The 21,445-nt window shown below is 33.2% G+C and carries 17 protein-coding genes; 14 read left to right on the top strand and 3 right to left on the bottom strand.

Features of this window, described 5'->3' with window-relative positions; all coding sequences use genetic code 11:
• From G7082_RS02015 to G7082_RS02005, 3 genes are read left to right on the top strand one after another with little or no spacing between them, the layout of a single operon-like run.
• Entirely contained in the window at positions 1-2,043 is a 2,043-nt protein-coding gene (locus tag G7082_RS02015; RefSeq protein ID WP_166033502.1) for a GW dipeptide domain-containing protein, read from the top strand.
• 28 nt (positions 2,044-2,071) lie between these two features.
• Positions 2,072-2,872: a DUF6270 domain-containing protein gene (locus tag G7082_RS02010; protein ID WP_166033501.1), complete on the top strand. Its 801-nt coding sequence runs from the start codon at positions 2,072-2,074 to the stop codon at positions 2,870-2,872.
• Complete coding sequence (locus tag G7082_RS02005) at positions 2,869-3,366, top strand: hypothetical protein (RefSeq protein ID WP_166033500.1); 498 nt, start codon at positions 2,869-2,871, stop codon at positions 3,364-3,366. The genes G7082_RS02010 and G7082_RS02005 overlap by 4 nt, the downstream gene beginning before the upstream one ends.
• A 49-nt stretch (positions 3,367-3,415) precedes the next feature.
• On the opposite strand, the gene G7082_RS02000 is transcribed toward G7082_RS02005, so the two are convergent.
• Positions 3,416-4,663 (bottom strand): hypothetical protein, encoded by a 1,248-nt coding sequence (locus G7082_RS02000; RefSeq protein WP_166033499.1) that lies wholly within the window; start codon positions 4,661-4,663, stop codon positions 3,416-3,418.
• A 368-nt stretch (positions 4,664-5,031) separates the two neighbouring features.
• On the opposite strand from G7082_RS02000, the gene G7082_RS01995 reads away from it, so the two are divergent.
• Positions 5,032-7,497 carry a GH25 family lysozyme gene (locus G7082_RS01995; protein WP_166033498.1) on the top strand — a complete coding sequence of 822 codons (2,466 nt, stop codon included), beginning with the start codon at positions 5,032-5,034 and terminating at the stop codon, positions 7,495-7,497.
• A 107-nt stretch (positions 7,498-7,604) separates the two neighbouring features.
• Positions 7,605-10,211: a serine hydrolase gene (locus G7082_RS01990; RefSeq protein WP_166033497.1), complete on the top strand. Its 2,607-nt coding sequence runs from the start codon at positions 7,605-7,607 to the stop codon at positions 10,209-10,211.
• 39 nt (positions 10,212-10,250) lie between these two features.
• On the opposite strand, the gene G7082_RS01985 is transcribed toward G7082_RS01990, so the two are convergent.
• Positions 10,251-10,565 carry a DUF1827 family protein gene (locus tag G7082_RS01985; RefSeq protein ID WP_166033496.1) on the bottom strand — a complete coding sequence of 105 codons (315 nt, stop codon included), beginning with the start codon at positions 10,563-10,565 and terminating at the stop codon, positions 10,251-10,253.
• A 228-nt stretch (positions 10,566-10,793) separates the two neighbouring features.
• Positions 10,794-12,971: an ATP-dependent Clp protease ATP-binding subunit gene (locus tag G7082_RS01980; RefSeq protein ID WP_166033495.1), complete on the bottom strand. Its 2,178-nt coding sequence runs from the start codon at positions 12,969-12,971 to the stop codon at positions 10,794-10,796.
• A 193-nt stretch (positions 12,972-13,164) separates the two neighbouring features.
• Between G7082_RS01980 and G7082_RS01975 the strand changes: the two genes are divergently transcribed.
• The 9 genes from G7082_RS01975 to G7082_RS01935 all read left to right on the top strand — a co-directional run bounded on the left by G7082_RS01975 (position 13,165) and on the right by G7082_RS01935 (position 21,362).
• On the top strand, positions 13,165-13,347 hold the full coding sequence (locus tag G7082_RS01975; RefSeq protein ID WP_166033494.1) for a hypothetical protein: 183 nt from the start codon (positions 13,165-13,167) through the stop codon (positions 13,345-13,347).
• 171 nt (positions 13,348-13,518) lie between these two features.
• The gene (locus tag G7082_RS01970) at positions 13,519-13,785 is read left to right on the top strand and encodes a phosphocarrier protein HPr (protein WP_086950570.1); all 267 of its coding nucleotides are present in this window, start codon (positions 13,519-13,521) and stop codon (positions 13,783-13,785) included.
• On the top strand, positions 13,785-15,509 hold the full coding sequence (gene ptsP, locus G7082_RS01965; RefSeq protein WP_166033493.1) for a phosphoenolpyruvate--protein phosphotransferase: 1,725 nt from the start codon (positions 13,785-13,787) through the stop codon (positions 15,507-15,509). The genes G7082_RS01970 and ptsP overlap by 1 nt, the downstream gene beginning before the upstream one ends.
• 244 nt (positions 15,510-15,753) lie before the next feature.
• The gene (locus G7082_RS01960) at positions 15,754-16,776 is read left to right on the top strand and encodes a glycosyltransferase family 4 protein (RefSeq protein ID WP_166033492.1); all 1,023 of its coding nucleotides are present in this window, start codon (positions 15,754-15,756) and stop codon (positions 16,774-16,776) included.
• A 15-nt stretch (positions 16,777-16,791) separates the two neighbouring features.
• Positions 16,792-18,006, top strand: a complete 1,215-nt coding sequence (locus tag G7082_RS01955) for a glycosyltransferase family 4 protein (RefSeq protein ID WP_166033491.1) — start codon at positions 16,792-16,794, stop codon at positions 18,004-18,006.
• A 12-nt stretch (positions 18,007-18,018) separates the two neighbouring features.
• The gene (locus G7082_RS01950; RefSeq protein ID WP_166033490.1) at positions 18,019-19,053 is read left to right on the top strand and encodes a lysylphosphatidylglycerol synthase transmembrane domain-containing protein; all 1,035 of its coding nucleotides are present in this window, start codon (positions 18,019-18,021) and stop codon (positions 19,051-19,053) included.
• A gap of 66 nt (positions 19,054-19,119) precedes the next feature.
• Positions 19,120-19,986 (top strand): NAD(P)-dependent oxidoreductase, encoded by an 867-nt coding sequence (locus G7082_RS01945; RefSeq protein ID WP_166033489.1) that lies wholly within the window; start codon positions 19,120-19,122, stop codon positions 19,984-19,986.
• A 98-nt stretch (positions 19,987-20,084) separates the two neighbouring features.
• Complete coding sequence (locus tag G7082_RS01940) at positions 20,085-20,318, top strand: YkuJ family protein (RefSeq protein WP_166033488.1); 234 nt, start codon at positions 20,085-20,087, stop codon at positions 20,316-20,318.
• A 108-nt stretch (positions 20,319-20,426) separates the two neighbouring features.
• A complete protein-coding gene (locus G7082_RS01935; protein ID WP_166033487.1) occupies positions 20,427-21,362 on the top strand; it encodes a hypothetical protein in 936 nt (311 codons plus the stop codon).
• The last annotated feature ends 83 nt before the right edge of the window (positions 21,363-21,445 follow it).

The following is a 21,445-nucleotide window of genomic DNA, read 5'->3' as shown; positions in this document are numbered from 1 at the left end:
ATGAATAAGAAGTATGTTAGTTATTTGTTCGTTGCTACTGCTCTATTTTTTACTAGCACTCCCTTTGTTTATGCTGCAACAGAAAGTAGTGTTAATTTACCTAAAAAGGACACGACAGTTTTTACAGAATCAAGCGAAATTGAAACAACGAGTACTTTTAGTTCAACAGAAGAAACAACAACAGAAAGTTCAGTGGATAGTTCAAAAGATAAAACAAGTGTTTCAACAACTACTGAAAAACAAGTTTCAGAAGAAGAGATTATCGATCTAAATGCAGGTCAAAAGGTGACAGATTACGAACAAAAAGTTTATCGAAAAGATTGGGATATTTGGAATAAACCATATGAGAATGGAGCAAAATCATTAGGAATTTCGACACCTTACTATCAAAACATAGTTGTTGTTACTCGTGAAGCTCAAAAAGGAAATTCAACGTATGTATTAATTTCAAGTAAAAGTGCTGATCAAATAACTCCGATTGGTTGGATTAATAAATCAGGTCTAGGGAACTTAGAACTTGGACAAAAAGTGACGCCTTATGAGCAAAGAGTTTATAAAAAAAATTGGGATATTTGGGATCAACCCTATGTTTCTGGTGCAGAATCGATAGCTAATTCTTCAACTTACTACGAAAAGAATGTAACAGTTACTCGTGAGTCAGTATCAAATGGTACTAAATATGTTTTAATTGAAACAAAAAACGGTGTGATTGGTTGGATAAATAAAAATGCTGTTGATGCTGTAGATCCTTTATACACTAAGGAAGGTGCGTTAGTACCCAATACTTACAAGTTTATAACTAAAGATGATTGGAGTATTTGGAATGAACCTTATCAAAGTGGTTCTAAGGTAGTAAAAAATACAACAGAATATTTAAATGAAAAAGTTCTTATCACACGTCGTGCTAAAAATTCGTCTGGTACATATGTAAAGATTTGGGTATATCGTGATGGTGGCTATCAGTATAAAGGTTGGCTAAATGAGTCAGGTTTATCAAATAATATTCCAGAAATTAATCAAATGTCTGGTGAATTGATACCAAATACATACGGTGAAATTTTAAAGAGTAATTGGGATATTTGGGAAAGACCATATAAACCTGGAACTAAGGCAGTAGCTAATACAAGTAACTATCGTAATCAAACACTTTTATTTACACGAAAAGCAAAAACCAATTATGGTACTTACTATAAAATGTGGGCTAAGAAAAACGGCGGTTATCAATATGTGGGTTGGATCAAGGATTCAGGAACAACATTGCTTGATAAAGTAGAATATAAGAAGAGTGTTTCGATACCTATGAAACAAGTTGCTAAGTGGAACTGGACATTATGGGATAGACCATACGTATATGGAGCAAAACCTAAAAGTAATTCGTCTACTTACTATGGACAAAATGTTCAAATCGCTTCAGAAGCTAAAACAAACTATGGTGTTTACTATGAATTAAAATCATATGGTAAAAATATTGGTTGGATGAAAAAAGAAGGCTTAAACAATCTTGGAAATGAAGTAATTGTACCTTTAATTCAAGCCAACCAAATAAGTTCTGCTGGATATGCTCCAAGTGGTTGTGCAGCGTGTTCTGCCTATACAGCCTTACATTCTAAAAATAAAGCAATGGATAAGAATTTAGTATGGTTTTATAATAACTTGCCACAACATCCAACTAACCCAGACATTGGACAAATCGGAAATCCTTGGACATATTTAGATTTTAGAGCAGTTATCTCACCAATTGGATTAAATAATTTTATGAGATCACTAGGTGGAGATACACAAAATATTACAGGGCAATCTATGAGTTATGTAAAAAGAGAATTAAGTTTAGGTAATCCGGTCCTATTTTGGGGAAGAGTAGGATTAAGTGATGGAACTAACTCACTAACAACTCATGTTATGACTTTTGCTGGTTATAAAGATGGCTATTATTTAGTTCAAGATCCAGCTTACGATAATGGTAACCACAGAAGATGGTTTAGTGAACAAAGAGTTAATGACTATATGGCAGTAAAAGGAAGAAAAATGGTAGTAATTAGATAGTAAGCAGAAAAAGGAGGGGCTGTATTACATGTCACAAACTAAAATATCAGTTTGGGGAAGTTGCGTGTCTCGAGATATATTTAATAGTGACTTCATAGCTGACTACAAAGAGGAATTTGAGTTAATTCATGAGCAACAACATGTTAGTGTTATTTCATTAATGTCATCGCCGTACTTTAAAGAAGTAGAAGAGTTGAATGGTGAAGTAACTAATTTTTATAAAAATGTCTTTAGGCGTGATTTATCAAAAGCATATTTAAATGAATTAAAGGCAAATCCCCCAGAATATTTGATTGTTGATTTTTATACTGATACTTTTTATGGTTCTGTAGAAGAGATTAGTGGTACTTTTATTACTAATAAATTATGGCAATATAAGAAATTAGATTATTTTTCTAGTTTGGGATTGGGAAAAGAATTATCAGTTTTTAAAAATTCTCATGAGTATATTGAGAAGTGGAAGATATACTTTGATCGGTTTATGTATTTTATGAATAAAAACTGCCTCAATACAGAAATTATTATTAATAAATCCAGATTTGTTGATAAATATTGGGATGAACCCGAACAAAGTTTTAAATCTATTTCTGATAAGAAAGAAGATCGTTGGAAAGCATTTCATATTGATCGATTTAATATAATTTGGAATTTATTTGACACATATGCAGTGGAAAAATATAATTTAAAATCGATTGACTTTGATTTAACGGAGTATTACGGAGATATAGATCATAAATGGGGATTGTTTTATGTTCATTACAATCAAAAATTTTATAATGATCTGTTCCAATCTTTGGTAGATATTGTAAAGGAAAGTAAAAAGATATGAAAATAAATCAAAACCTAGTATTAATCTGTTTATTAGTAAGTAGCCTAATTTCGTTAGGAGGATGTCGTACTTCTGAAACGACATCCAGTACGTCAAAAAATAAAACTACAGAATCAACCACAGTGGAGAATAGTGATTATTTTTTACCGAAAGACGACAAAAAAACGGTAGAAAAAGCAGTGGGCGAAGCAGATTTTAAATTTGAGAACGACAAGGATGAGACTCAAGTTAGAATTGAAGAAAAGAAAGAAAATCTTTTAAAACTTAGTCTAAAAGATTTTAGTAAAGAGCATATTTTTGTTTATATTGATGATGCTCTAATGAGTGAGGAAACAAACAGTGGTTCTGATCTATCTGTTTCTTTATCAGAAATGGTTTATGCAATGGCACCAGGAGAGCACATCCTCTCTCTTGTTCAATATGAAGACAATAAAGAAGAAAACAAAATTATTAATAAAGTTTCTAAAAAGTATGAAGTTATTTCTGAAAAATAAAATCTACCTACCAAATTGCTAAAAGCAACTTGGTAGGTAGATTTATTTTTTATTGATAATTTTCATTTGGGAAGAATGATTTAGCACCACCTGCTTCCATTGACATTCTGCGTTCGCCAGTATCTTTTAGTTTCACATTTAAATTATTTCCAGTACGATAATATTTGTGGAAATATTTCTCGAAATCTGTCTCATTAGCAAATGATAGACCAGTATTTCCTGCGAAATGTACCCAGTAATCATAAGTTTCATCGTTAGATGAATAACCTTTTTCTAATTCATCAATAGTAGTTGGTCTCGAACCATTTTCACCGGTAACAACAGTAGTTGCTTTAGAATTTAAATAACCAATCCAAGTTCCTTTGTTGTCGTATAGAGAATAATAACGTTCACCGTTAAAATGATAGTAACGGCCTCGTGCAGTCATTTTTTGACCGTAGTATTTGTTAGTATTGCTTTTATTTTTCCAATTGAAGTTTTGCCAGATGTCATAATTTTTCTTTGTGATAGTTACTTCACGTCCATCAGCGATATACGGACCTTCTTTTTTACTTGTTTTTACAACAGCATTGGCATTAGCATAACCTTGCCAAACTCCTTTTGAGTCATACATTGAATAGTAAGTTGAGCCGTTGAAATGTTCGTAGCGCCCTTTTGCTTGGTAAAGATCTTCTACAATGTCCGAGCCAGATTGTTTTTGTTTCCAGTTAAAGTTTTGCCGAGCTGGGTAGTTTCTTTTTTTGAATTTCACATAAGTTCCATCAGCGATATAAGGTCCTTGGGCGACAGTTTTAGTTGTGGCATTTGCATTTAAGTAACCAACCCATTGATCTTTATTATTGAATAAAGAGTAGTAAGTCTGACCATTTTTATGCTCATAACGTCCTTTAGCTAGATAGACTTTTCCGTAATGATTAGTGGTGTCGTCTTTCTTTTTCCAATTAAAGTTTTGCCAAATCTCATAATTTTTCTTTGTAATTTTTACATAGCTACCATCGGTAATGTAAGGTCCTTGTGCAGGGATTGTTTCTTTCGTAGCAGCACGATTTGTTATTTCAGCTTTTGGTGTTACATCCATTTTTTTAGCTTCAGAAGTCTCAGTTTGAGTTGTTTCTTTAAGGCTACTTGATTCAGAAGTGACTAATTCTTTTGTAGTTGTTGTTTCTGTTGAGGATTCAACAAGGATGCTTTCCTCAGTAGTAGTTGTCTGTGTGGTTGGTTGATTATCATCAGCTAAAACGCTAGTGTTAAAAGCCATAGTTGATAACAAAATTAAACCAAAGTAAATCTTTTTCAATTTTTTCTCTCCTTTTAATGGGTATTTTTTAAAACTATATGAAGTTTATCATGTGTAAAAAGTTATATCAACATGCTTTTTTTTAAACTTAAATCAAAAAATATGTAAAATATGAACGGAATATTGAAAAATTTATAGAAAAAATAGTATCCGTTATTAAGAGAAGTAGGAATACATAAACAAAATAATTAAGTTTTGAAATAAAAACGATATTGTGTTTTTGGTGATTTAAAAGCAAATATAATGTTTATTAAATATTTATTTTATGTAGTTAAAATGAGAAATAAAATAAAAACGTTACTTTCTATTTATTTAATTTAAGAGTGTGTTAAACTATTAAAAGAAATAAAAAAACGGAGGATAAATAGTTGAATAACAAAAAGTATTCATATTTACTTTTGGCAAGCTTAACATTGAGCGTATTAACAGCACCAGTTGCTGCTTTTGCGGAGCAAGCTGAAATCAAAAATGAAAAAGTAGAAGTAAGTGGAGAACAAGTTGTCGGGACAGAGTCATCAAGTAAATTATTAAAAGAAGAAGTATCAAGCGAAGTTGCGGAAACTAAGTCTAATTCGACAACAGAAACAACGAATAACGTTGAAACACATATTCGAGGAAATGAAGTTGAAGAGTCTTCAATAGAAGAGAATTCATCAGACGTTGATGATGATGTATTCTTTTACCCGGGTAATCGTTCAGATTTAATGATTAGTAGTCGAGCAGCTTTTGGATATGAAGCAAGAGCTAATAAACTATCAATTACAGATAACAACAAACCAAGAGCAGATTTTATTGATGTGTCATCTCACAATTATGATATCTCTGTGGATGAATATAAAATTATGAAATCATATGGTGTTAAAGGGGTGGCTGTTAAGTTAACAGAGGGTACAAGTTATAAAAATCCTTTTGCTAAAAATCAAATAAAAAATGCCCAAGCAGCAGGTTTAATTGTAAGTGTTTATCACTTTAGCTGGTTCGAATCAGAAGCAAGTGCAAAAGCTGAAGCGAATTATTTCTCAAATATGGCGAAAGAGTTAGGGTTATCTAAATCAACATTAATGGTTAATGATCAAGAAGCACCTGAGTTAAAATATAAAAAAGGCGTTAACCACACTAAAAATGCTCAAGCCTTTGAAAAACAATTAAACAATTTAGGTTACTCAAATGTAAATCATTACTTAGGCTTACATTGGATTAATGAAGGAGTTATTAATCCGAGTCAACTTGGTAATAAAAAAGTTTGGGTGGCTGCCTATCCTTACAATCCAACGAGTCATCAATATCACACGCAATATGGAGCATGGCAATGGTCTTCATCAATGACGTTCCCAGGTGTTCATGGTGTGTATGATATTTCCAGTGATTATGTAGGTAGTTTTTCAAGTGATACGAAATTACCGCCTCAAGGAAACTACATTGCGGATGGTCGTTTTGTAAAAGTGAATAAAAAAGGCTACAATACGTGGTCTGATTTTAATTGGACATTTAGAGAATCATCTGAGCAAATTTATGGTCAAAGATTTGAAGCTAAGGGGCGTTATCAACATACAAATGGTTCTGTTTACTATTCTTTATATGATGCTAAAGGAAATTGGCACGGCTATCTAAACGCAGAGGCAACAATTGATTTACCAGGAGCACAAGGTGAATATATAGCAGATAGTAATCGTTATGTATCAATTGAAGAAAAAGGTGTCTCTGTATGGCAAAACTTTAATTTTAACAAAGAAAAAAATAATACTTCTAACTTATATCAAAGAACATATCAAGTTAGAGGTCATTATGATCATTTTAATGGTAATACCTTCCTATCACTGTTTGATACTCAAGGAAACTGGCATGGTTACTTAGACGAAAAAGCAACTAAACCAGTAGCTAATAAAAGTGGAAACTATATTGCCCACAATAAATATGTGACAGTTGAGAAATCAGGCTACAACACGTGGAGTAATTTCTCATGGAAAGAAAAATTAGAAGATAAAGATGTTTACCAAAAAACATTCTTTGCTAAAGGTCGTTATGAAAACGCGAATGGTTCAACTTACTTATCTCTCTTTGATTTAGAAGATAATTGGTGTGGCTATATTAATGCGGCAGCGACTAAACAAGGAGATGGTGCGCAAGGTGCTTACTTCTCTGATGGTAGATACGCTAAAATAGTGGCTAAAGATGAAAAAATATACAATGATTTTAATGGAACAGTAAGAAAATCAACAAATGATGTTTACGGTCAAATGTATCGTGCCAAGGGTAGATACCATCATATGGATGGTAAAACTTACTATTCATTATATGATTCAAAAGATAAATGGCAAGGGTATGCAGAAGCAAAACTTGTTTCTTTAGAAAAAAGTGGTCAAGGTGATTACATTTCTGATGGGTCATATATTTCTATTCAAAGAAAAAATTATAGTATTTGGTCAAATTTTGGATTTACTAAAGCGTTGCTAAATACAACTAATATCTACGAAAAAACCTATTTAGCTAAAGGTAGATATGAACACTTTAATGGTAGTACTTATTATTCATTATATGATGGTAATGGTAGCTGGATTGGTTATTTAAATAAAGATGCTACTAAAGTTGTTCCAGATAAAAATGGTATCTATATATCCCATTGGAAAAATGTTAAAGTGACACAGAAAAACTATAATACGTGGAATGATTTTGACTGGGCTTACCGCGAAAGTGGTGATTCAGTATATAATCAGACCTTTACCGCTCGCGGAAGATATGAAAATTTCAATGGTTCAACTTACTTATCTTTGTATGATAACGCAGGGAAATGGCATGGTTATATTAACGCCAATGCAACAACAGTAATTAACTAATTATTAGAAGAGGATGATTAATTGAAAAATTATCCTCTTTTTTGAGCGGAAACGAGTATACTAAAATAGTTAGGATAAAAAATAGTTAAGGAAGGATTGTCAGTAAGATGAAAAAGAATATTTTTACAGTATTGATTGGATGCTTTAGTTTATTTATGTTATCAACTGGTGAAGTAAGTGCTGAAAAGTTAAATGAGTCGACGGAGGTAAGTACGAGTTCAACCAGTACGACAGAAAAAGTCGAAAGCAGTACATCAAGCATTGAGTTAGACACAACAGAAACGAGCACGACAAAAACAAGTGAATCAAAAGAAGAAGTAAATAATGTTGAAAAAGAATTAATTAAATTAGAAAAATTACAATATGTTAGTTTTATTAAAGACGAACCGATTATTTTTAAAGATAATGACTTAAAAGAATTGGTTAAATTATCTGAAATTGAAAATGTTCTATTAAAAACTGATACAAAATTTATCTTTAATGAAAAAACATATTATGTGTTAACAGATTTAAAAGGAAGTATGATTGGTGTTGTAGAAGAATCAGAAATTAAATTACACGACACATTAGATAGTGAAAAAGCAGACTTCAACAAATATGTTAGTCTAAATCAAGATAAGGCAAAAATTTATAAAAATTTAGAGTTAGAATTTTTAGAAAATCATAGTTATGTTAAGGGGCAAACTTTTTTAGCTAAAGAGCAAGTTAAGCATGTTAATGGCAAAAATTATTATACATTATATTCTGTTAAAGAAGAAATGATTGGTTATGTTTTAGTAGAAGATGTTTCTATTGCTGAAAGTCAAGGCGGCATTTATCAATCCTTTGGTAAGTATGTGACAGTCACGAATAATCAAAGTAGCACATTATCAAATTTTGATGGTAAAGAAAAACATCAAACGAACAAACTTTATAAAAATACTTACCTAGCTAGAGGAAAATATCATCATTTTGATGGTAGTCTCTACTATTCTTTATATGACAGTAAGGGTGTGTGGTATGGTTATTTAAATGAAAAGGATGCTAAAATTGTTGATGGAGCGCAAGGTGCTTATCATAGTTTAAATCAGTATGTAATCATGAATAGTCCTAATTATCCGATTTGGCAAAATTTTGATTGGAAAGAAAAAAATAAGAGCAAGAAATTTTATCAACGTACGTTTTTAGCTAAAGGTGAATATCACCATTACAACGGAGAAACATATTATTCATTATTTGACTTAAATGATAAATGGTATGGATACATCAATAAGAATGCAATGAAACAAACTCAAGGCAGTCAAGGTGACTATGTTTCATTTAATAAATATGTCACAGTGAAAAATGAAAATGGTAGTACATGGAATAGTTTTGATTGGAATCGTCGCCATAAAATCAGCAGCCTAGCCAACCAAACGTTAAAAGCAAAAGGTGTTTATTACCATGCCAATGGTAATGACTATTATTCTTTATACGATAATAATAATGTCTGGAAAGGTTACATTAACAAAGATTTTGTAAAAGTAGCAGATGGTGCTCAAGGCAGCTATCAAAACTTTGGTAAATACGTAACTATCACTAAAAATAATTATGATATGTGGCGAAATTTTTCATGGAATAGCTTAGGAAAAACTAATAACAAATATAATAAAACTTACTTAGCTAAGGGGCAATATCGTCATTTTAACGGAGCAACTTATTATAGTTTATTTGATAACAAGGGAACTTGGCTTGGTTATGTTAATAAAAATGGTGTGACTGTAGCAGATGGTGCTCAAGGAATTTACCAAAGCTATGGTAAAGAAGTGATGATTGTTAAGTCTAACTATCCAATGTGGTCAGATTTTTCATGGAATGAAAAAGGAAATACATCTTCTTATATGAAGAAAAAATTTAATGCTAGAGGGAAATATCAACATTTTAATGGTTCAACTTATGTTTCTTTATATGATAATAAAGGAAAATGGTACGGCTATTTAAATGAATCAGCAGTATCTAGTGAAGCTGAGAAAATGGAAAAAGTTCAAGTGCTTTTAAACTCTAAATATAATTCTTATAATTATGGAATTTATGTAACGAGTTTAGTGGATGGTTCAACAGCATCAATGAATGGTAGTCGTATTTTTACAGCAGCAAGTACAGGGAAGTTACCCGCTATGTACTATACTCAAAAAATGATTAATCAAGGTAAAATTGATCCAAATCGTAAATATCTATACACAGATGCGATTAATCAAATGCCAATTTACTCATATATGAGAGGCGGAGCTGGAATATTACAAGGGAAACCTTTTGGAACGTACTATTCATTAGATACAATGTTAAATTGGACAGCTAAATATTCAGATAACCAAGGAGCGAACTTCTTAGGATATTACGGTGCTAATCAATATGATTACAAAATGAGAAGTGAAATTTCAAGTATTATTGGTCGTCAGTGGCAATCGCCTTTCCAAATTTCTGCTAAAGAAAATGCACTATTAATTAGTGCGATGTATCGTCAAGGTGGACAAGTAATGTCTTACATGCAAAATACGGTTTTTGATGATCAACGTATTCCTAAATATCTACCAGTTAGAGTTGCTCATAAAATTGGTGATGTAGGAAGTTTTAGACATGATGTGGCAGTTGTTTATACAGATACACCGTATGTTTTATCAGTGATGACACAAAATAATACTTCTTATGAAACAATCTCTATTTTATCTAAAGAAATTTATGACATTATGAAATAAAAAATAAACGGTTAGGATCTAAAATCCTAACCGTTTATTTTATTCCTCACTATTAGCTTTTACTTTTTTCTTCTGAACTTTCATGGAAATTTCAACAACACCAGTGGTTCTGATGATACTTAAATCATCTTTATTGATCCCTCGATCTAAAATTTCCTCTAAAACATGATCCACTTCAAATTCTTTCACTTCTCTTGATTTGTTAACAATCACCACTTCAATATGAGTGTCTGCAATACTGTGGACGACTAATGTTTTTCCAAGTGAGTAAACTTTAACATACGTTGCATCTGTATTTTCTAATTGTTTTGAAACTAGAGTTGCATAGCTGTTAGTTACATCGATTAATTTCATACTGATCACCTCTGTCTGTTATTGAACTTCTTTTAGAATATGTATCTATTATACCATTAAATGAAAAATAAATCAGATAAATAATTGGTATGCCTTCATTTATAAGTAGCTTTGTTGAATCTTTGTTATGTATATTAAAAGGAGGTAAAGTATAAAAATCTTGTTTAGCAACCTTTTGAGATGAGTAAGTAACTCTCATAGGAGATAATTTCATTATTTAAAAAGTTGTTATTTCCCCTTCACCACGATGTCATCTCCCTCTAAAACAGCAACAAGTTCTTTCGTTGCGGGATGTTCCAAGTAAAAATCAGCAATTTCATCTTCAATATTTTCTTGAATTACTCGTCTTAGTGGTCGTGCCCCCATTTTAGGGTCATAGCCTAGATCAACTAGTTTTTCGTTAACTTCTGTACTTGTTTCAATTTGGATGCCTTGATCCTTCATCATCTCGTTAACCTCATCAATCATTAAGGAAACAATCCTTAGTAAGTTTTCTTTACTTAAAGATTTGAACTCGATAATCCCGTCAAAACGATTTAAGAATTCGGGTTTAAAGAAATTGTTTAACTGCCCTAAAACTGATTGGTTTGTTCCTTCTTTAGCAGCACCAAAGCCAACGTTTGCTTCCACAGCTCCTGTTCCAGCGTTACTTGTCATGATGATTAAGGTGTCTTTGAAACTCACTGTGCGACCTTTTGAGTCAGTCAAACGACCGTCTTCTAATATTTGAAGGAACATATGTAACACGTCAGGATGAGCTTTTTCAATTTCATCTAAAAGAATCAGGCTGTACGGATTTCTTCTCACAGTTTCTGTTAATTGTCCTGCATCTTCATAACCGACGTAACCGGGAGGAGATCCGATTAATTTTGAGATACTATGTTTTTCCATGTATTCACTCATATCAAAGCGAATCATACTTTCTTTATCTCCAAACATTTCGAAGGCGAGTTGTTTACCAAGTTCTGTTTTCCCAACACCCGTTGGACCAACAAAGAGAAATGAACCAATGGGGCGATTCTTTTTGTTTAAACCGATTCGGTTTCGTTTAATCGCTTTTGAAACTTTATCAACAGCATCATCTTGACCAATCACGTGTTTTCTTAAGTCTTTGTCGAGATTTTTCATTTGAGCTTGTTCTTTTTCTTTTAAATCTCCCACGGGAATACCAGTAATTGTTTCAACGACTTTTTCCATGTCTTTTAGTGTCACAGTTGGGATGTCTTCGTCAGCGACTTCTTTTTCTTTTAAATCAGTTAGCTTTTTGACTTGGTCTCGGTAGTAAGCAGCTTTTTCAAAATCTTCTTCTTTTGAGGCAAGCTCTTTTTGTTTTTCAGCATCTATAATTCGTTGATCTAAGACTTTTGGATCAATGACTTGAATGGTTAAATTCTTTTTAGAACCAGTTTCATCCAGTAAATCAATGGCTTTATCTGGTAATTGTCTGTCTTGAATAAAGCGACTAGATAATTTAACCGCACCTGTGATGGCTTCTTTTGTATAAGTTACATGGTGGAAATCTTCATATCGTTTTTGAATGCCTTTTAAGATGATAATGGTTTCTTCTTCAGAAGGCTCATTAACCCGAACAGGTTGCATTCTTCTTTCTAAAGCGGCATCTTTTTCAATGATTCGGTATTCATTTAAAGTGGTTGCGCCGACCATTTGTAACTCACCACGAGCAAGAGCTGGTTTTAAAATATTTCCCGCATCCATGTTCCCGTCACCAGCAGTTCCGGCTCCCACAATTTCATGGACTTCATCGATGAATAAAATGATCGATGGGTCTGCCTTTAGTTCTTGGATGAGTAGTTGCATTCGTTCTTCAAATTGACCTCTGATACCAGTTCCTTGAACTAAAGAAGCTACATCTAAACGAATTACTTCTTTTTCAAGTAATTTTTGTGGCACACTAGATTCAACGATTTTTAGAGCGAGACCTTCGACGACAGCCGTTTTACCTACACCAGGTTCACCGGTTAAAACAGGATTGTTTTTTGTTCGTCTATTTAATATTTCAATCACACGAGTAATTTCTTCATCTCGCCCAATGACAGGATCAATTTTTCCATCTCTGGCTGCTTGGGTTAAGTTTTCACCAAACTCTTGTAGAATACTGCCACCATTATTTCTAGGCGGTTTAGGTGGTCCCATTTTACCTGATTGAGTTGGTGGCGTTTTATCTTGTGATTGTTGGAAGTTTTGTTCGGCTAATTGACGGAATAACTCATTGAGGGAACCAAAACCATAGGGATCTTGGGTCATTTTTTCACGATGAGCTAAATCTTCTTGTTGTTTAATCTCACGGTAACATTGTTGGCAGAGGTCAATTTGTTTCTTTTGACCTTGAACATTTGTATATAGATGAATGGTAGCTTCATTTGATTGGCAATTTTGACAAAGCATTTGATCACTCTCCTAACTTGATAATTAAGATCAACTATCTAATTGACCTTTTTTGACCTTTGATTAATTATAACTTAGTTACTTACTTTTTATCAAGGAATTGAACTTCCTCAATAAAAGGGAATATTTGGCTTAAAGGGAAAGCTTACGTTATAATTGTGAGGTTAAATCAAATGAAAGAAAGTGACGGTTTATGGAAGAAAATAAATATACTAGTGAAATAGAAAAACTACTGACAGGTGAAATCGAAGAAATCAATGTTGAGAAGGAAGACTTTTTTTTATTTAGGGATGTATGGGTTAAACATCCTGAAAAAGACCAGATTGTAGGGGAAGCTATTTTAGGTGGAAGGGTTATTTATAGAAAGAACTCATGAAAATAATGCAAATACTTTCAAGTTCACTCAATAACTTGAATGAAAAAAGTTGTCACAAGTAATAAAACATGGTATTCTTTATCATTGAAAGGGTTATAAATTTTTAGTAAATCGCTAACAATTTTTAATCCGAAAAAACACATTCGTATAATTGAAGGAGAATGATTAATTATGGAAAAAAAAGAATTTCACGTAGTAGCAGACACAGGTATCCACGCACGTCCAGCAACTTTATTGGTACAAACTGCAAGTAAATTCAGTTCAGATATCAACTTAGAATACAAAGGTAAATCAGTAAACTTAAAATCAATCATGGGCGTTATGTCTTTAGGTGTTGGTCAAGGTGCTGACGTTACTATCTCTGCTGAAGGTGCTGACGAAGTAGAAGCAATCGCAGCTATCGAAGAAACAATGAAAAAAGAAGGATTATCAGAATAATGACTAAACAATTAAAAGGTATTGCCGTTAGTGATGGTATTGCGGTTGCAAAAGCTTATCTTTTAGTTGAGCCTGACTTATCATTTGAGAAAAAATCAACTGATAACGTCGATCAAGAAATTGCTCGTCTTTCTGATGCATTAAAACAATCAACAACTGAGTTACAAGCTATTCGTAACAAAGCAGCTGAGAGTTTAGGTGAAGAAGAAGCACAAGTATTTGATGCTCATTTAATGGTCCTTTCAGATCCAGAATTAGTTGGAGCTATTGAGGGTAACATTAAGGATAACCAAGTCAACGCAGAATCAGCGCTTAAAGAAGTAACAGACATGTTTGTTGGTATGTTTGAAAGCATGGTGGATAACCCATACATGCAAGAACGTGCAGCAGATATTAAAGATGTAATGAAACGTGTGATGAGTCACTTAGTAGGCGTTAAATTACCAGATTTATCAATGATTAACGAAAAAGTTATCATTGTTGCTGAAGATTTAACACCAAGTGATACAGCTCAGTTAGATCGTAATTTCGTTCAAGCCTTTGTGACTAACATTGGTGGACGTACGTCTCATTCAGCTATCATGGCCCGCTCATTAGAAATCCCAGCTGTTGTTGGAACTAAAAACATCACTGAAGCTGTCTCAGAAGGCGACATGTTAGCCTTAGACGGTAGCGAAGGTATTGTGACAGTTAACCCATCAACTGAAGAAATAGCTGAATTTGAAGCAAAAGCAAAAGCTTTCGCAGATCTTAAAGCTGAATGGGATAAATTAAAAAATGCTCAAACTGTTACAGCCGATGGTAAACATTTTGAATTAGCTGGAAATATTGGAACACCTAAAGATTTAGAAGGTGTTAATGGACATGGGGGAGAAGCTGTTGGTTTATACCGTACAGAATTCCTATACATGGACTCACCAGATTTCCCTAGTGAAGATGATCAATTTGAAGCTTACAAAGCAGTATTAGAAGGTATGAATGGTAAACCAGTTGTGGTTCGTACTATGGATATCGGTGGAGACAAAGAGTTACCATACTTGAAGTTCCCTGAAGAAATGAACCCATTCTTAGGTTACCGCGCAATTCGTATCTGTCTAGCAGAAGACGAAATGTTCCGTACTCAGTTGCGTGCTCTTTTACGTGCCTCAACTCACGGTAACTTACGCATTATGTTCCCAATGATTGCTACATTACAAGAATTCCGTGATGCTAAAGCAATGTTATTAGAAGAAAAAGCTAAATTAGTTGCTGAAGGTGTGAAAGTATCTGATGATATCCAAGTTGGTATCATGATTGAAATCCCAGCTGCAGCCGTGATCGCTGATCGCTTTGCTAAAGAAGTTGATTTCTTCAGTATCGGAACAAATGACTTAATTCAATACACAATGGCAGCAGACCGTATGAACGAACGCGTTTCTTACCTATATCAACCATATAATCCTGCAATCTTACGTTTAATTAAAAACGTAATTGACTCAGCTCACGCTGAAGGTAAATGGGCTGGTATGTGTGGTGAGATGGCTGGAGATCAAACAGCTGTTCCATTATTAGTTGGTTTAGGTTTAGACGAATTCTCAATGAGCGCAACAAGTATTTTACGTACTAGAAGCTTAATGAAACGTTTAGACTCAACTAAAATGGCTGAATTAGCTAACAAAGCAATCACTGAATGTGATACAGCTGAAGAAGTTGTGGCTTTAGTTAACGAATATACAGCAGAATAAAAATTGACAAAGACCTATGACGTAAGTATTGATACTTATGTTTTAGGTCTTTTTTTATATATACTTAAAAAATCATTGTTTTTTGTAATAAATTTATGATTATTACTCAAAACATGTTAAAATGATTGGTGGTTTCTTTTTTAGCATTTTTTTGAATATGCTATAATAAAAAGACAAACTAGGACTGTGGTAGGATGTTTTGACATTCGTTATTCAGTATAGTAATCAATAGGGAGTGAAATAATTGCTGAAGATTAATATGTTTTCTTCTGCTGACAAGGTGAAGGGGCAAGGCGTCGGAAGTGCCTACAAAGAATTAATAAAAATGTTAACCAAAACATTCCCAGAAGAATTTGACATTAAGATAAATAAATATACAAAATCAGATATCGCTCATTATCATACGGTAGACCCGTTCTTTTTTATCTCCACTTTTTTTAAGAAAAGAAGAGGTATAAGAATTGGCTACGTTCATTTTTTACCAGAAACATTAGAAGGTAGTATCGCCATTTTTTCACCTTTCCAAAAAATGTTTGATCGTTATTTGATTTCATTTTATAAACGGATGGATCAATTAGTTGTTGTGAATCCCTCTTTTATTCCTAAATTAGAAATGGCTGGAATCAAGACGGATAAGGTAACTTATATTCCAAACTTTGTGTCTTCAGAAGACTTTTATGAAATGACAATTGCTGAAAAAGAAAAGTGGCGTAGTGAATTAACTTATAAACAAGATGATTTTATTGTCTTTGGTGCAGGTCAAATCCAGCAAAGAAAAGGCTTAGATGACTTTATCAAACTAGCCATGGATAATCCTGATATTCAGTTTGTTTGGGCTGGTGGTTTTTCTTTTGGAAAAATTACAGATGGTTATGATCGTTATAAGAAAGTTTATGATAATCCGCCTAAAAACTTAAAATTCACAGGCATTATCGACCGAGATGAATTGGTTAAATATTATAATGTTGCAGATGTCTTTTTGTTGCCATCATATAATGAATTATTTCCAATGTGCATTTTAGAAGCGTTTAATTGTGGAACACCTATTATGCTTCGTGACTTAGAATTGTATCATGCGATTATTGATAATCAGTATATCGATACAAAAAATGTAGCAGAGATGCAGAAAGCTTTAACCCAATTAAAAAATAATCCGAATATGTTACAAATCTACAAAGAGAAATCCAAAGAGTCTGCTAAGTATTATTCAGAAGAGAATGTCGCAAAAATTTGGTACGAGTACTATACAAAGAGTTTAAAAAAATAAAAGGAGGTGAGTGTTGTGAAAATCGGCTTTTTTACAGATACCTATTTTCCACAAGTCAGTGGTGTATCAACGTCAATTAGAACGTTAAAATTAGAATTAGAAAAAAGAGGTCACGAGGTTTATATTTTCACAACGACTGACCCCAACGTAAGAGAACTAGAACCTAGAATTATCAGAATGCCAAGTATTCCTTTTATCTCATTTAAAGAAAGACGCTTGATTGTTCGTGGTATGCTATATGCTTATTATGTGGCAAAAGACTTAGAGCTTGATATTATTCATACCCATACAGAGTTCGGTTTAGGGTTATTAGGCAAACAAGTTGCTAAGCAATTGGATATTCCTTGTGTTCATACGTATCACACGATGTACGAAGATTATCTACATTATATTGCCAACGGTCGCCTAATTAGACCGATTCATGTTAAGCAGTTTTCTAAGTTGTACACAGCTAGTTTATCAGGGATTATTTGTCCAAGTAAACGAGTTGTGGATAAGTTAGAAGAGTACGATATTGATATACCTAAGTTTATTATTCCAACAGGGATTGATGTGTCAAAATTTAAAGCTGTTTCAAGTGAGAAAAAGCAAGAAATTCGAGACAAATACAACATTGACAACGAGCATATCTTTTTACTTTCAGTGAGTCGTATTTCCTATGAGAAAAATATTCAAACAATATTAGATGGTCTGCCTGAAGTAATTGAAAAAGTACCTCAAGTTAAACTGTTAATTGTTGGAGATGGACCTTATAAAAAAGACTTAGAAAAACAAGTGGCAAAACTTGAAATAGAGGACTATGTGATTTTTTCAGGAGAGATACCTAATGAGGAAATCTCCCCAATTTATCAAGCAGCAGATGTCTTTGTGAGTGCCTCGGATTCTGAAACTCAAGGATTGACGTACACAGAAGCCATGGCGGCTAAAACGAAAGTTGTTGCTAAAGGAAATGATTATTTAAATGCCTTATTTGATGATTTGAGTTTAGGAGTCACCTATAAAGAAAATGATGATTTCTCAGACAGTCTGATTACTTATCTTAAAGAAGAACATCCCGTCAATGAGTCGCTCATTAAGCGTAAACTTTATGAAATTTCTAGTGAAGCTTTTGGTGAAAGTGTTGAATCTTTTTATGAGGAATCTAAAAAACATTACCAACTTTTTGAAAAAGATCGAGGAGAAAATTTATTAGAAGGTCCTGATTCAGTCGAAGGGTTTAAAAATGAATAAATGAGGTAACAGATGAATAGAAAAAATATCATATACTTAGGGATTGCTTTTTTACTTGGGGGAGTTGTGATTTGGAATGAGCTTAGGAAGGTCAGCCTAAGTGAGGTCTATTTGGAATTAGTGACCATTAAATGGCAATGGTTAGTAGTGGCGGTTATTTGTATGCTGCTACATTGGGCAGTGGAAGCGCGAATGATTCAATTATTTTTAAAAAGAAGTAATCCAGATTTTTCTTTTAAAAATGCGTTCCGTATTCCTTTAATTGAACATTTATTTAATGCTATTACGCCTTTTTCCACAGGTGGACAACCCGCTCAGATTTTAGCTTTAGGTAAATCGGGTGTTGATTACGGTGTCTCAGCTTCGGTGTCGTTGATGAAGTTTGTCATCTATCAAATCTGGATTGTAGTTAATTTTGTTCTTTGTATTATTTTAGGATTTCACTGGGTGTCAGGGAATTTAGAAAAGTTATCTTATTTTATTTTGATTGGATTTGCGATTCATTTCTTTGTTGTTTTTTGTTTACTTATGGTGATGTTTTGGCATACTGGAACACAAAAGATAGTCAATGGCTTTTTTAATCTGGCACGTCGATTTAAAATCGGTCGTAAGTTAGAGCGAAAACGTGAATCCACATTAGCTAAAATGGATAATTTTTACGAACATAGTCGGTACATGAAAAATGAACCTGTTTTGATGCTTAAAACGAGTATCTTAACGATTGCACAGTTATTAGTTTACTATATTGTGCCTTATTTTATTTTACTGGCATTGAATACAGAAGATGTAAATGTTCTTAAAGTGATAGTTTTTCATGCGTTTATTATTATGATTATCTCTTTATTTCCTATTCCAGGTGGCGCAGGAGGGGCGGAGTATAGTTTTACTTTACTCTTCGGGACATTTGTTGTGATTAAGAGTAAGCTTGTTTTAGCGATCTTTTTATGGCGAATCGTCACGTATTATATGGGAATTATCTTAGGGTTGATAGCCTTGGTGATTCAGCCGGATTTAGATGGAAATAAAGTACCTGAGTCTGATACTTAGTATTAGGCTCTTTATTATTTATAAGGGATTGTTATAATAGAGTTACTAAGATAAAGAGGTGGAAAAATGCAAAAAATTGGTTTTATCGGAACGGGCGTTATGGGAGCATCAATCGTTAAACATCTATTAAATGCAAATTATGAAGTGGCTGTTTATAACCGTACAAAGGCTAAAACAGATTCCTTAGTTGAATTAGGTGCTACTTGGTGTGACACGCCTCAAGAGGTAACAAAAGTAAGTGATATCGTCTTTAGTATGGTGGGATTCCCGGCAGATGTAGAAGGTATTTATTATGGTGAATTTGGAATATTTAGTACAAATATTAAAGATAAAATTGTGATTGATATGACAACAAGCACACCGTCCTTAGCGGTGAAAATTGCAGAAACAGCAAAAGAATTAGGTGGAAAGAGCTTGGATGCGCCTGTTTCTGGTGGCGATTTGGGAGCAAAAAATGGGACGCTAACAACCATGGTTGGTGGGGAAAAAGCAACCTTTAATCAAGTGGAAGAAATTCTTAATGTGTTTAGTGGGAAAGTTAATCTACAGGGTGAGGCTGGTAGTGGTCAGCACACAAAGATGGCCAATCAAATCATGATAGCTGGAACGATGACTGGGATGACGGAGTTGTTAGTATACGCCAAAGCAGCTAATTTGAACCTTGAAAAAGTTCTCGATACAGTGGGCGGAGGCAGTGCAGCTAACTGGTCACTAAGTAACTACGCACCAAGAATACTAAAAGAAGATTACACAGCGGGATTTTTTGTTAAACATTTTGTGAAGGACCTTAATATTGCATTAGAAGAAGCTGAAAAAATGAAAATAAACTTGCCTGCAACAAAAGAAGCACGAAATCTTTATAATATGTTGATAGAGCAAGGTTTTGAAAATGATGGGACACAAGCATTGATTAAACTTTGGTGGCAAGAATAATTTTTTTTAAATTTAATAAAAAAAAAACAAATTTTCAATGCATGTTACCTCACTTTCTGTTACAATAAAGCAGAAGAAATTTGAAGGAGGCTAGCTCTATGAAAAGTTCACAACTAACAGCAATCTTAAAAAGATTGAGCGCAATGATAGAGGCTGAAGACAGCGAGGTTCAAGTACGTCGTTTTGAACGTGAAGGACAAGAGCGATGCATCGTAACATTTGATAGCAGTACTGAGATGTTTGAGTTAACAGAAGCAGGTTCTCAACAAGTATATCAATTCGATGATATTGATTTAGTAGCTTTAGAAATTTTTGAGTTATTACAAGATTAAGAAAAACTGCAAACTAAATTAGATTAGGATTGCTCAAAATCAAAAAGAGGGTGACTTTATGGTCAGTCTCTTTTTATTATAATCTGAGTAAAAAAAGAGGTGACATAAGTGATTGAGATGCCAGAATTATTTGAGCGACACATGACATTGGGAAAACAATCTTTTGAGGATAAAGAATATGACGTAGCGAGGGATCATTTTAATCAAGCGTATAATTTAAAAGATGACGAAATAGCTAATCTTTACTTAACAAATACCTTGCTGGTTTTAGAAAAATATCAAGAAGCCTATGAAGTAATGAGTGAGAAAAAGAAGTACTATCTTCAAGAGCCACAATTTCAAGAAGTTTATTTCCAGTTATTAATTAAAATGACTTTATTTTTAGAAGTTGAAAAATTTTTAATCCAGACAACACATGTTAAACGTGAAGACTGGGAGAAGGTTTATCAAGTCACAAAAGAGTATCATTTAACGGTGAACAAAGAAAAGATACTAGAAAAAGAGCGAGAATTAGCCGATATAGGTAGTGTGTCACTTGCTAAACAAAAACAAAGATTGAAGCTGATTCACTATTTACCTAAAGAATCTTTTTTAGCATTAACAAAAGTGGTACTGATTGACTCTGGTGTGTCTTTACTTGTTAAAAGTGAATGGATAAATCAACTAACCCAGCTTAATGTGAATGAAAATTTGGAAACAATGACTTGGGAAGGTGTTGTGGTCCCGTTTAATCCAAATGATTATGTCCCTTTAAAACAAGTGTATGCTAATAATCAGGTTCTAAATCAGTTAACTCAGTACTTTGACAATTCAGATCCCAGTTTAAAAGAAATGATTACCAGCGAAGTAAAATTACATATTGGTTGTCTATATCCTTTTGAAGAAGTATGGATGAACCTTGATGATATCTGGGTTTCAAGTTACTTAATAAAATCTGGTTTATCAGAAGGAAATAGTGATTTATCAACAGAATTAAGAGATGTCTTAAACTGTCAAAAGGAAATCGAGGAGAAGCTCATGCAATCCATGCTCTTTCACGAGTAATTAAAGGGAAAAATGTTTACAAATAACGACCTTTAGTGTAAGATTGTATGGTATGTAAGAAACTAAAACTATGATGAATAGAT

The sequence above is a fragment of the Vagococcus hydrophili genome, from assembly GCF_011304195.1.
GTDB classification, from domain to species: Bacteria; Bacillota; Bacilli; order Lactobacillales; family Vagococcaceae; genus Vagococcus; species Vagococcus hydrophili.
This window is presented reverse-complemented; position numbering and strand designations above follow the sequence as displayed.

Excerpts from the sequence above, each read along its gene's own strand:
- G7082_RS02015 (WP_166033502.1), top strand. The coding sequence starts at position 1 with ATGAATAAGAAGTATGTTAGTTATTTGTTCGTTGCTACTGCTCTATTT.
- G7082_RS02010 (WP_166033501.1), top strand. The coding sequence starts at position 2,072 with ATGTCACAAACTAAAATATCAGTTTGGGGAAGTTGCGTGTCTCGAGAT.
- G7082_RS02005 (WP_166033500.1), top strand. The coding sequence starts at position 2,869 with ATGAAAATAAATCAAAACCTAGTATTAATCTGTTTATTAGTAAGTAGC.
- G7082_RS01990 (WP_166033497.1), top strand. The coding sequence starts at position 7,605 with ATGAAAAAGAATATTTTTACAGTATTGATTGGATGCTTTAGTTTATTT.
- G7082_RS01985 (WP_166033496.1), bottom strand. The coding sequence starts at position 10,565 with ATGAAATTAATCGATGTAACTAACAGCTATGCAACTCTAGTTTCAAAA.
- G7082_RS01980 (WP_166033495.1), bottom strand. The coding sequence starts at position 12,971 with ATGCTTTGTCAAAATTGCCAATCAAATGAAGCTACCATTCATCTATAT.
- G7082_RS01975 (WP_166033494.1), top strand. The coding sequence starts at position 13,165 with ATGGAAGAAAATAAATATACTAGTGAAATAGAAAAACTACTGACAGGT.
- G7082_RS01970 (WP_086950570.1), top strand. The coding sequence starts at position 13,519 with ATGGAAAAAAAAGAATTTCACGTAGTAGCAGACACAGGTATCCACGCA.
- ptsP (WP_166033493.1), top strand. The coding sequence starts at position 13,785 with ATGACTAAACAATTAAAAGGTATTGCCGTTAGTGATGGTATTGCGGTT.
- G7082_RS01950 (WP_166033490.1), top strand. The coding sequence starts at position 18,019 with ATGAATAGAAAAAATATCATATACTTAGGGATTGCTTTTTTACTTGGG.
- G7082_RS01945 (WP_166033489.1), top strand. The coding sequence starts at position 19,120 with ATGCAAAAAATTGGTTTTATCGGAACGGGCGTTATGGGAGCATCAATC.
- G7082_RS01940 (WP_166033488.1), top strand. The coding sequence starts at position 20,085 with ATGAAAAGTTCACAACTAACAGCAATCTTAAAAAGATTGAGCGCAATG.